The organism is Streptomyces sp. NPDC107559 (assembly GCF_055657365.1).
Genome location: NZ_JBVKBD010000002.1, coordinates 1,089,074 through 1,101,206, shown reverse-complemented (window position 1 = coordinate 1,101,206; position 12,133 = coordinate 1,089,074). Strand labels below are relative to the sequence as shown.

The following is a 12,133-nucleotide window of genomic DNA, read 5'->3' as shown; positions in this document are numbered from 1 at the left end:
ATCTCAACTCGCTTGGCGTGAAAGCGTAAACCTCGCATTCATCGCTCGAATGGGTGATCCGTTTCACGCTCGGCGAGAGACGGTCGGCCGCACGTGGTGGGCTCGGTAGCATCAAGCACCGGTTCGGACGGGGGATCGTCGTCATCCCCCGAGCCGTGCCCGCCATGGGGCACCCGTCCGCCGGTCCACGCAGCCGGAGGTGCCCATGAGTGCGGAGGCCACGAACCCCGCGACCCCAGGCCCGGTGACGCCGACCGTCGCCGTTCCCGCCGCGCCCGTCGCGCCGCGCAGGAGGGCCCGCCCCCGGATCGACCTGCGCCGCCTCGGCCGGGCCGCGCTGCTCGGCCCCGCCTCCCGCGACCGGCTACCCGACGCGATCAGCCATGTCGCCGAGGCGCACCGCGCCCACCATCCCGACGCCGACCTGGAACCACTGCGCCGCGCCTACGTGCTCGCCGAGTCCTCGCACCGCGGCCAGATGCGCAAGAGCGGTGAGCCGTACATCACCCACCCGCTCGCCGTGACCCTCATCCTCGCCGAACTCGGCGCCGAGACCACGACGTTGACGGCCTCGTTGCTGCACGACACCGTCGAGGACACCGATGTCACGCTCGACCAGGTGCGGGACGAGTTCGGTGAGGAGGTGCGCTACCTCGTCGACGGCGTCACGAAGCTGGAGAAGGTCGACTACGGCGCCGCCGCCGAACCCGAGACCTTCCGCAAGATGCTCGTCGCCACCGGCAGCGACGTCCGCGTGATGTCGATCAAACTCGCCGACCGGCTGCACAACATGCGCACCCTCGGCGTCATGCGCCCCGAGAAACAGGCCCGCATCGCCAAGGTCACCCGGGACGTCCTCATCCCGCTCGCCGAGCGGCTCGGCGTCCAGGCGCTCAAGACCGAACTGGAGGACCTCGTCTTCGCGATCCTCCACCCCGAGGAGTACCGCCACACCCGCGAACTGATCAGCGAGGACGCGGCCCGCCCCGACGCCCCGCTGGCCGAGATCGCCGACGAGGTACGCGGGGTCCTGCGCGAGGCGGACATCCAGGCCGAAGTCCTCATCCGGCCACGGCACTTCGTCTCCGTGCACCGAGTCGCCCGCAAGCGCGGCCGGCTGCGCGGCGCGGACTTCGGCCGGCTGCTGGTCCTCGTCAACGAGGACGCCGACTGCTACGCCGTGCTCGGCGAACTGCACACCTGCATGACCCCGGTCGTCTCGGAGTTCAAGGACTTCATCGCCGTCCCCAAGTTCAACCTGTACCAGTCACTGCACACCGCCGTGGCCCGCGGGGACGGCCAGGTCGTCGAAGTCCTCATCCGTACCCACCAGATGCACAAGGTCGCCGAGGCCGGAGTCGTCGCCCTCGGCAATCCGTACGCCCCGCCCGCGGAGGAGCAGGCCGTGAGCGACGGCGAGCGCGTCGACCCCACCCGGCCCGGCTGGCTCTCCCGTCTGCTGGACTGGCAGGAGGCCGCGCCCGACCCCGACACCTTCTGGTCCACCCTGCGCGAGGACCTCGCCCAGGACCGCGAGATCACCGTCTTCCGGCCCGACGGCGGTGCGCTCGGCCTGCCCGAGGGAGCCAGCTGCGTCGACGCCGCGTACGCGCAGTACGGCGAGGACGCGCACGCGTGCATCGGCGCCCGCGTCAACGGCCGGCTGGCGACGCTGAGCACGGTCCTCAAGGACGGTGACACCGTCCAGCTGCTCATGGGCCAGGACCCGGCCTCCGAGCCCTCCAGGAAGTGGCTGGAGCACGCGCACACGCCCGCCGCCCGGATCGCCATCCAGCGATGGCTCGCCGCACACCCGGTGAGCGAGGAGGACGACACGGAGCTCCGCGACGAGGCCGACGCCGGGAGCGCGCGAACCGCACCGGGCGCGTCCGGCGGACCCGTCGCCGCCGGGGGCGCATCCCGCCCCGCCGCGAGTGCCGTGGTCGACCTGCCCGGCGCCACCGTACGACTCGCCGGCTGCTGTACGCCCGTACCGCCCGACGAGATCACCGGCTTCGCCGTACGCGGGGGAGTGGTGACCGTGCACCGCGTGGAGTGCGCCGGGGCGACACGCATGAAGGACGCGGGGCGCCCCGAGATGGGCGTGCGCTGGGGGGACACCACCGCGTGCCGGGTCACCCTGGTCGCTGAATCGTTCGGCCGCCCCCACCTCCTGGCCGACCTCACCGAGGCCATCGCCCAGGAAGGCGCCGAGATCGTCTCCGCGACCGTGGAGCCCCCGAGCCAGCAGCGCGTACGCCACACCTACACCCTGCAACTCGCCGACGCGGCCCACCTGCCCGCCCTCATGCGGGCGATGCGCAATGTGCCCGGCGTGTTCGACGTGAGCCGCGCGCAGCATCACGCGCCGGCGATCTGAATACACTCGGCCGCGCCGCACCGCACCTCGTGGCGCCCCACCACAGCCCGAATGCCTCTGAATTACCCGTTCGGGTGGGTTCGACGCGCGCCGTCACCATCGTGCATGCATGCGCTGGTAGCCGTGGTGCATGTCGCACACCCTCCGCATCCGGGCTTCCCGGCCGCGTACCCGGGCCCCCCGACGGCTGACGGCAGCACTGCTCGCCTCGGCCGTCTCCGTCTGCCTCGTCGCCGCGAGCGCCCCGCCGGCCCCGCTCGGCGTCGGCGACCGCCTCTTCCCGTACCTGGGCAACCCCGGCTACGACGTGGCGTCGTACGACCTCTCCTTCACCTATCCCGGCCGCAACGACAAGCCCCTCCAGGCCGTCACGACCATCGACGCCTGGACGACCGCCTCGCTGGACCGCGTCAACCTCGACTTCGCCCACGGCACGGTCCGGTCGGTCGAGGTCGACGGCCTGCCCGCCTCCTTCGCCACCGCCGGCGACGACCTGGTGATCACTCCCGAGACACCGCTGCCCGCGGGCAGTTGGATGCGCATCACCGTGCGGCACACCAGTGATCCCCGGGCCGTCAAGGGCAAGGACGGCGGCTGGGTGCGGACCGCGGACGGACTCGCCATGGCCAACCAGGCGGACGCCGCCCACCGGGTGTTCCCGTCCAACGACCATCCGTCCGACAAGGCGATGTTCACCATCCGGGTCACCGCGCCCAACGCCTACACCGCCGTCGCCAACGGGATCCCCACCGAGGTCGACCGGGTGGGCGGGGCGACCACCTGGACCTACCGCACCCAGCACCCCATGGCGACCGAACTCGCCCAGGTGTCCATCGGCCGCTCCAGCGTCCTGCACCGCCGCGGGCCGCACGGACTGCCCGTCCGGGACGTCGTGCCCACCAAGGACCGGGCCGTGCTCGAACCGTGGCTCAAGAAGACACCCGACCAGATCGCCTGGATGGAGAGCAAGGTCGGGCCCTACCCCTTCGAGACCTACGGCCTGCTCATGGCCCAGGCCTCCACCGGCTTCGAACTGGAGACACAGACCCTCTCCCTCTTCGAACGGAACGTCTTCACCGATCCCGCCTACCCCAAGTGGTACGTCGAGTCGGTCATGGTGCACGAGCTGTCCCACCAGTGGTTCGGCGACAGCCTCACCCCTCGCACCTGGTCCGACGTGTGGCTCAACGAAGGACACGCCACCTGGTACGAGTCCCTCTACGCGCAGGAGAAGGCGCACAAGCCGATGGAGGCGCGGATGAAGGCGGCCTACGCAGCCTCCGACCGCTGGCGGGCGGTCGGCGGGCCGCCCGCGGCCCCCAAGCGGCCCGACCCCGGCCAGAAGATCGGTATCTTCCGGCCCAGCATCTACGACGGCGCCGCCCTCGCCCTCTACGCCCTGCGCCAGAAGATCGGCCGCGAGCGCTTCGAGCGCCTGGAACGGATCTGGGCGCAGAACCACCGGGACCGCAACGTCACCACCGCCGAATTCGTACACCTCGCCTCGAACGTCGCGGGACGTGACCTGAGCGGGTTCTTCAAGGCGTGGCTCTACGGGAAGAAGACCCCGCCGATGCCGGGCCACCCGGACTGGAAGTCCACCGCGCCGGCCACCGCGCCGGCCCCCGCTCCCACCGGGCGGCACGGCGCGCGATAACACGGATGACGGCACGGCTGGTGCCGTGCGACCATCGTCGGGCCGGCGGCGCGCCCGGCGGTCCGCCCTCCTTGTTCACGAGTGGCCGGGAATCTCCCGGGGTACTCGAACGTTGTGAGGTGTGACGGATCGCGCTCCGTCGCCGAACCCGAATCACGATCGACGTAAGGATCCAATGACCTCCTCTTCTTCCTCTTCCCAGGACACCAAGCGCTTCGCGCACGCCTACCCCGAAGGTCTTCGGGCCGATGCCCTGATGGAAGAGGACGTCGCCTGGAGCCACGAGATCGACGGGGACCGGGACGGCGATCAGTTCGACCGCTCCGAGCGCGCGGCCCTGCGCCGCGTGGCGGGTCTCTCCACCGAGCTCGAGGACGTCACCGAGGTCGAGTACCGCCAGCTCCGGCTGGAGCGGGTCGTGCTCGTCGGTGTCTGGACCTCCGGAACCGTGACCGACGCCGAGAACTCCCTCGCGGAGCTCGCCGCCCTCGCGGAGACGGCCGGAGCGCTCGTGCTCGACGGCGTCATCCAGCGCCGCGACAAGCCCGACGCCGCCACCTACATCGGCTCCGGCAAGGCCCAGGAGCTGCGCGACATCGTCCTCGAGACGGGCGCGGACACCGTCATCTGCGACGGTGAGCTCAGCCCGGGTCAGCTGATCCACCTCGAGGACGTCGTCAAGGTCAAGGTCATCGACCGTACGGCCCTGATCCTCGACATCTTCGCCCAGCACGCGAAGTCCCGAGAGGGCAAGGCGCAGGTCGCGCTCGCGCAGATGCAGTACATGCTGCCGAGGCTGCGCGGCTGGGGTCAGTCGCTGTCCCGCCAGATGGGCGGCGGCAAGGGCGGCGGCCTCGCCACCCGTGGTCCCGGTGAGACCAAGATCGAGACGGACCGGCGCCGGATCCGCGAGAAGATGGCGAAGATGCGCCGGGAGATCGCGGAGATGAAGACCGGCCGTGAGATCAAGCGGCAGGAGCGACGCCGCAACAAGGTGCCGTCCGTCGCCATCGCGGGCTACACCAACGCCGGAAAGTCCTCGCTGCTCAACCGTCTCACGGGCGCGGGCGTCCTGGTCGAGAACGCCCTGTTCGCGACCCTGGACCCGACCGTGCGCCGGGCCGAGACACCGAGCGGCCGGCTGTACACGCTGGCCGACACCGTCGGGTTCGTCCGGCACCTGCCGCACCACCTGGTCGAGGCGTTCCGCTCCACCATGGAGGAGGTTGGCGACGCCGACCTGATCCTGCACGTGGTGGACGGCTCGCACCCGGTCCCGGAGGAGCAGCTGGCCGCCGTACGCGAGGTGATCAGGGACGTCGGCGCCACCCAGGTGCCCGAGATCGTCGTGATCAACAAGGCCGACGCGGCCGACCCGCTGACGCTCCAGCGGCTGATGCGGATCGAGAAGCGCTCCATCGCCGTCTCGGCCCGTACCGGCCGGGGCATCCAGGAGCTGCTCGCGCTGATCGACAACGAGCTGCCCAGGCCCTCGGTCGAGATCGAGGCGCTCGTGCCCTACACGCACGGCAAGCTGGTGGCCCGCACCCACTCCGAGGGCGAGGTGATCTCCGAGGAGCACACCCCGGAGGGCACCCTGCTCAAGGCCCGGGTGCACGAGGAGCTCGCGGCGGACCTCGCGCCGTACCTGCCCGCTCCCGCGCTCTGACCGACCGCGCGAAGGCCCGCCCCCCGGGAGACATTCTCCAAGGGGGCGGGCCTTCGCGTACGACGAGCCGGTAGCCGGTAGCCGGTAGCCGGTAGCCGGTAGCCGGTAGCCGGTGGCTAGTGGTCAGTGGTCAGTGGTCAGTGGTCAGTGGGCGAACTTGTCGCTGACCGAGTCGTACACGTTCTTGGCCACCGGGCCCAGTCGCGGACCCGCCAGCCAGCCCGCGGTCACCGGGCCGATCGAGGTGTTGGACACCAGCGCGGGCTTGCCGTCCGCACCGGTCGCGACCCAGCCGCCGCCCGAGGAGCCACCGGTCATCGTGCACCCGATCCGGTACATCGTCGGGTCCGAGGCGTTGATCGACAGCCGGCCGGGCTTGTCCTGGCACCGGTACAGCGTCTGACCGTCGTACGGCGGTGCCGCCGGGAAGCCCGTCGCCGTGATGCTGTCGACCTTCGGCACGGCCGGGGCGTCGAAGTTCACCGGGAGCGCCGAACCGACCGTCTCCTCCAGGGACTTGCCCGTGCCGCCCTTCTCCGGCGTCACATGGATGACGGCGAAGTCGTACGGGGCTCCGTCGCCGCCCGTCGGACCGCCCCCGTCGATCCACTGGTCCGAGGTCTGGGCCCAGTCCGCCCACCACACACCGTAGGGAGCGACCTCCTCCTTGGGCGCGGTCTGCAACTGCTGCGCCGTGTCACCCGCGTTGTTGTACGACGGCACGAACGCGAGGTTGCGGTACCAGCCGCCCTTCTTGCCCGCGTGCACACAGTGGCCCGCCGTCCACACCAGGTTGGACTTGCCGGGGTGGGCCGGGTCCTGCACGACCGTCGCCGAGCAGACCATCGTGCCCTCCGGGGAGTCGAAGAACACCTTGCCCGCCTCCGGGGCGTTGGCGTGGTACTCGGGCGCCACCGACGTGGCCCGTACCGGCGCGGGCGTCGGGTCGGTCACGCCCTGGTCACCCGAGAGGTCGTTCTCGTCCACGCCCTGGTCCGGATCGTCGGCGCCCCGCATCCGGTCCGAGCTCCACAGCCCCTCGATGATCGGGTTGACGTAGTCCTGCGCCTCACGCAGCCAGTCGTCCTTGTCCCACTTCTTCCAGGCGCCGCCCTTCCACTTGTCGATGTCGATCCCGTGCTTCTTGAGCTTGTCCTTGATGTCGTCCGGGATCTTGATCTTGTCGTCGCCGCCGGCGGTCGCGGAGGCCGACGCGGAGACCTGGCTCCCGGCGTCCGTGTCGCCCGACGAGCACGCGGTGGCGGTGAGCGCCAGCGCCGAGGCCAGGGCGATGGCCGCCGGCACGGGGGAGGTCCTGCGGCGCGCACTCCCCCCACGTCGAGCGGTGAACGACGGCCGTATGGATCGCATGGTCTGACTCCCCCTGAACGGAAACGACTTGGCGCGGTACACGCGCCGTGGGAACGGCAACACACACTATGCGCTCGCTGTGGGGGAGCGCCGACGGATCGGCAACGGTTCGGCTACAAGGCGCCTGACCTGCCCAGTCGTTCAGGGAGGTGCCGAATTGGCGGCCGTTCACACCTGGTTGTGCCGAGGGCCGTCGGTCTGCCGTGACGTCGGTCTCCGGGTGCGTCGTGCGGTGCCGCGATGTCCCCCGAAGGCCCCGGCGCGGCAAGGATCTTGGAGCAGGCCGTAACCCGGCGGGCGGTCCGCGGTTGTTACCGGTGGGGACTGCGCGGGGGCATGCGGGGAGGAGTGGGAGCCGTGGCGGTGACCGAGGGAATCCTGCGGCGGCAGTCCGCACGCGAGTCGGCTGCGCGCACCTACGCACGTGCCCTGCCGATCGTGCCGGTGCGGGCCCGCGGGCTGACCATCGAAGGGGCCGACGGCCGCCGCTATCTCGACTGCCTCTCCGGCGCCGGGACCCTCGCCCTGGGGCACAACCACCCGGTCGTCCTGGACGCGATCCGCAAGGTTCTCGACTCGGGCGCGCCGTTGCACGTCCTGGACCTCGCGACCCCCGTCAAGGACGCCTTCGTCACCGAGCTGTTCCACAACCTGCCTCCCGGGCTGGCCGACCGCGCCCGCGTGCAGTTCTGCGGACCGGCCGGCACGGATGCGGTGGAGGCCGCGCTCAAGCTCGTACGGGCCGCGACCGGCCGCTCCGGCGTCCTCGCCTTCACCGGCGCCTACCACGGCATGACGGCCGGAGCCCTCGCCGCCTCCGGCGGCGCCTGCGACGTCCGGGTCACCCGTCTGCCCTATCCGCAGGACTACCGCTGCCCGTTCGGGATCGGCGGTCCAGCGGGCGCCGAACTCGCCGCCCGCTGGACCGAGTCGGTCCTCGACGACCCCAAGTCGGGCGTGCGTCTGCCCGCCGGGATGATCCTCGAACCCGTCCAGGGCGAGGGCGGGGTGATCCCCGCGCCGGACACCTGGCTGCGGCGCATGCGGCAGATCACCGCCGACCGGTCCATCCCGCTGATCGCCGACGAGATCCAGACCGGAGTCGGCCGGACCGGCGCCTTCTGGGCGGTGGAGCACAGCGGTGTCACCCCCGACGTGATGGTGCTCTCGAAAGCCATCGGCGGCAGTCTTCCCCTGGCCGTCGTGGTCTACCGCGACGACCTCGACGTCTGGGAACCCGGTGCCCACGCAGGCACCTTCCGGGGCAACCAACTCGCCATGGCCGCAGGCACCGCGACCCTTCGTCATGTCCGCGAACACCGCCTCTCCGAACGGGCGGCCACCCTCGGTTCGCGGATGCTGACCCGACTCGGCGACCTGGCGCGGGATTTTCCGTGCATCGGGGATGTGCGGGGGCGCGGGCTGATGATCGGCGTCGAACTGGTGGACGCGGAGGCGGAGGCCGACGCGGACGGGGACGAGGGCGCCTCCGCGAACGGGCCGCGCCCGGCGGATCCCGAACTCGCGGCAGCCGTCCAGCGGGAGTGCCTGCGACGCGGCCTGATCGTCGAGCTCGGCGGCCGCCACTCCAGCGTCGTACGCCTGCTTCCGCCGCTGACCATCACCGACGACCAGGCCTCCGCCGTGCTCGACCGGCTCGCCGACGCGGTGGCGTCGGCGGCCAGGAAGCGCGCGGCCCCGGACCGGGCGCCGGTGCCGCAGGGCCGCCGGCGCGGTCAGGGCGACCGCGCCGAGCGCGCGGGGTAGCGAGCGACGGACGGCTCACCTGTGCGGCCGGTGTTCCGTGCCGGGCGTGCGGGGCCGCGTTCCCGTCGGGGCCATGCCCCCGCGGCAGACCCCGCCCGGACACCGGTCGCCGCCGCACCACGCCAGAACACCCGTGAGGAACCGACTTGAACACCACCCCCCATGCCATCTCCGTGCCGATGCCGGACCCCTCCGAGGCGCCGCCCCAGCCCGCCGTGGACACGGGTCTCGGCGAAGGCTCCGTCCCCCGGCAGCACGAGGGAGCCCCGACAGCGGACGGACTCCTGACTGCGGATGGCCGCCTGACTGCGGATGGCCGCCTGACTGCGGGCGGATTCCCGGCGGCGGACGAGGTCCCGGCCGCGGGCGGAGCCTCGGCAATGGACGGACTCCCGGCCACGGGCGGGCTCCTGACCGTCGAGGTGTCTTCGGAAGCGGTGGGGGCGGCCGAAGGCATCCCGGACGTCGACCGGGTGTCCGCCGCCGCGGGCGACCTCCTGGAACATCCCGACCCGCACACCGCCGCCGAGGCCGCCGCCGTCGAGAACCTGCTGCGCTGCTGGGTACGCGAGTCCGGCCTGTCCGCACCGGACGACGGCGTCCTGCGCATCCCCCTCCCCACCAGCGCCACGGCCCTGCTCGTCCCCGTCCGCTACTGGTCCCCGACCGGCTGGCACCGCTTCGGTCCTCCGCGCCTGGCCGGCACGCCTGCCCAGTCCCCGCCCGCCGACGCGGTCACGATCACCGCCCTGCTCACCCGCGAGACCCCCGGCAGGTCCCGCCCCCGAGTCGCCGCCGGTTGCAGCACCGGTGCCGTCGCCGATGCCGAGGCGGCTGCCGACGCGGACACCTGGGCCGGGACAGCCGCGGACCTGGTCGCCCAGGTCGCCGACTCGGTCCGGCGTACCGCCCTGTTCGTCCGTGAGCGCAGGGAACGGCCCGACGACGCCACCGACCTCTTCCTCGCGGCCGAGCAGGCACTCGTGCTGGGGCATCCGATGCATCCGACCCCGAAGAGCCGTGAGGGCCTCTCCGCGGCCGAAGCCCGGCTGTACTCACCCGAGCTGCGCGGATCGCACCCCCTGCACTGGCTCGCCGTCGACCCCGCGGTCCTCGCCACCGACTCCGCCTGGACCGAGCGCGGTCGTACCGTCTCCGCGGCCGCCCTCGCCACGGAGCTCGCGGGAACCGGGCTGCCCCTGCCCGACGGCCGTGCGGCCCTGCCCCTGCACCCCTGGCAGGCCCAGGAGGTCCGCCACCGGGCCGAGACCGCGGCCCTGTTCGAGGCCGGTCTGCTCCAGGATCTCGGCCCGCACGGCTCTCCCTGGCACCCCACCTCCTCGGTGCGCACCGTCCACCGGTCCGGCGCACCCGCCATGCTCAAACTCTCCCTCGGCCTGCGCATCACCAACTCACGCCGGGAGAACCTCCGTAAAGAGCTGCACCGCGGCGTCGAGGTGCACCGTCTGCTGCGGGCGGGACTGTCCAAGCGGTGGCGGGCCGCGCACCCGGGCTTCGACATCGTCCGCGACCCGGCCTGGCTCGCCGTCGACGGCCCGGACGGTGACCCGGTGAACGGACTCGACGTGGTGATCAGGCACAACCCGTTCACCCCCTGGGACGACGTCGCCTGCGTGGCCGGGCTCGTCTCGCCCCGCCCGTACGACGACCGCCCGGCCCCGGACGGGATCCCGGGCGGCGCCGGGCACCGGAGGGCGGGCGGCCCCGGGGCGCGCTCCCGGCTGGCCGAGGTCGTCATCCGCCTCGCCGGCCGGACCGGCCGCCCCCGCGAAGCCGTGGCCGCCGAGTGGTTCCTGCGCTACCTCGAACAGGTCGTACGGCCCGTGCTGTGGCTCGACGGACACGCGGGCATCGCGCTGGAGGCGCACCAGCAGAACACGCTGGTCCTGCTGGACAGCGACGGCTGGCCCACCGGCGGCCGGTACCGCGACAACCAGGGCTACTACTTCCGGCAGTCCCGGCGCGCGGAACTCGACGCCCAATTGCCCGGCATCGGCGAGCACAGCGGCACCTTCGTCTCCGACGAGGTCACCGACGAGCGCTTCGTGTACTACCTCGCGATCAACAACGTCCTGGGTCTCATCGGCGCGTTCGGGTCCCAGCGCCTGGCCGACGAGCGGCTGCTGCTCGCCGCCTTCCGCCGCTTCCTCCAGTCCGTCGCCACCGGCCCGGCCCGGCTGCCCACCTCCCTGCCCGCCCGGCTCCTCGACTCACCGGTCCTGCGCTGCAAGGCCAATCTGCTGACCCGGCTGCACGGCCTGGACGAACTCGTCGGCCCGGTGGACACCCAGTCCGTCTACGTCACCATCGCCAACCCCCTGCACGTCTGACCCCTGCCCCCGGACGTTCGCGTCCCCCGACCTTCGCCGTCCCCTTCGCGCCCGAGGAACATGCCCCAGCCCCACTCCTGAGAGGAGCGTCGCCGTGCCTGCCACCGACGCCGGTTTTGAAGCCGACACCCTCCCCGCCGCGGATATCGCGGACATCGCGGACATCGCGCACGTCACGGATGCCGCGGACACCGCAGTCACCGAGGGCACCGAGGACACGCTGAACCTGCGGCTGCCCGACGAACTGCTCGCGTTCATCGCCCGGGAGGGGGCCGGGCGCGACCCGGGACGGAGTCCGGACGGGGTGGCAGGCACGGCACCGGCGGGGCCGTACGAGGCGAACGGCGGCGACCTGCTCGGCGGTGTCGCCGACTGGGGTCCGGTGACCACCCCCGTTGGTGAGTTCCGTCTCGTGCCGGTCGGCGTCGACCGGGATCTCGCCCTCATCGGCGCCTGGATGAACGATCCGGCCGTCGCCGCCTTCTGGCACCTGGCCGGCTCTCCGGCCGCGACGGAGGACCACCTCCTCGCCCTGCTCGCCGGTGACGGGCGTGACGTGCCCTGTCTCGGGCTGCTGGACGGCACCCCGATGAGCTACTGGGAGATCTACCGCGCCGACCTCGATCCGCTCGCCCGGTACTACCCCGCGCGACCGCACGACGTGGGGATCCACCTGCTGATCGGCGGTGTCGCGGACCGCGGACGAGGGCTCGGCGGCACCCTGCTCAGGGCCGTCGCCGACCTCGCCCTCGACCGGTGTCCCGCCGCCGCACGCGTGGTGGCCGAACCCGATCTGCGCAACACGCCCTCCGTCGCGGCATTCCTGAGCGCCGGATTCCGGTTCTTCGCCGAGATCGACCTGCCCGCCAAGCGGGCCGCGCTCATGGTCCGGGACCGCAGTCGCCGCCATCTCATGTGACGCCCTGCCGCCGACCCGT

At 72.2% G+C, this 12,133-nt stretch carries 7 protein-coding genes; 6 read left to right on the top strand and 1 reads right to left on the bottom strand.

The genetic code is table 11. The features are described 5' to 3' along the window. Positions 1–205: 205 nt before the first annotated feature. The 3 genes from ACZ7OY_RS11215 (at position 206) to hflX (ending at position 5,706) form a co-directional block, all read left to right on the top strand. Positions 206–2,380, top strand: coding sequence for a RelA/SpoT family protein (locus tag ACZ7OY_RS11215; RefSeq protein WP_471911132.1), 2,175 nt, complete (start codon positions 206–208; stop codon positions 2,378–2,380). 130 nt (positions 2,381–2,510) lie between these two features. Then, positions 2,511–4,037: a M1 family metallopeptidase gene (locus ACZ7OY_RS11210; protein ID WP_471911131.1), complete on the top strand. Its 1,527-nt coding sequence runs from the start codon at positions 2,511–2,513 to the stop codon at positions 4,035–4,037. A gap of 175 nt (positions 4,038–4,212) precedes the next feature. Beyond that, a complete protein-coding gene (gene hflX / locus ACZ7OY_RS11205; protein WP_471911130.1) occupies positions 4,213–5,706 on the top strand; it encodes a GTPase HflX in 1,494 nt (497 codons plus the stop codon). Between the two features lie 144 nt (positions 5,707–5,850). On the opposite strand, the gene ACZ7OY_RS11200 is transcribed toward hflX, so the two are convergent. Next, positions 5,851–7,077: a trypsin-like serine peptidase gene (locus ACZ7OY_RS11200; protein WP_471911129.1), complete on the bottom strand. Its 1,227-nt coding sequence runs from the start codon at positions 7,075–7,077 to the stop codon at positions 5,851–5,853. Between the two features lie 336 nt (positions 7,078–7,413). Between ACZ7OY_RS11200 and ACZ7OY_RS11195 the strand changes: the two genes are divergently transcribed. From ACZ7OY_RS11195 to ACZ7OY_RS11185, 3 genes are all read left to right on the top strand, one after another. Next, positions 7,414–8,844, top strand: coding sequence for a diaminobutyrate--2-oxoglutarate transaminase family protein (locus tag ACZ7OY_RS11195; RefSeq protein WP_471911128.1), 1,431 nt, complete (start codon positions 7,414–7,416; stop codon positions 8,842–8,844). Positions 8,845–9,224: 380 nt separating this feature from the next. Continuing rightward, entirely contained in the window at positions 9,225–11,195 is a 1,971-nt protein-coding gene (locus ACZ7OY_RS11190) for an IucA/IucC family protein (RefSeq protein ID WP_471911127.1), read from the top strand. A 94-nt stretch (positions 11,196–11,289) separates the two neighbouring features. Further along, positions 11,290–12,114, top strand: a complete 825-nt coding sequence (locus ACZ7OY_RS11185; RefSeq protein WP_471911126.1) for a GNAT family N-acetyltransferase — start codon at positions 11,290–11,292, stop codon at positions 12,112–12,114. Positions 12,115–12,133 lie beyond the last annotated feature (19 nt).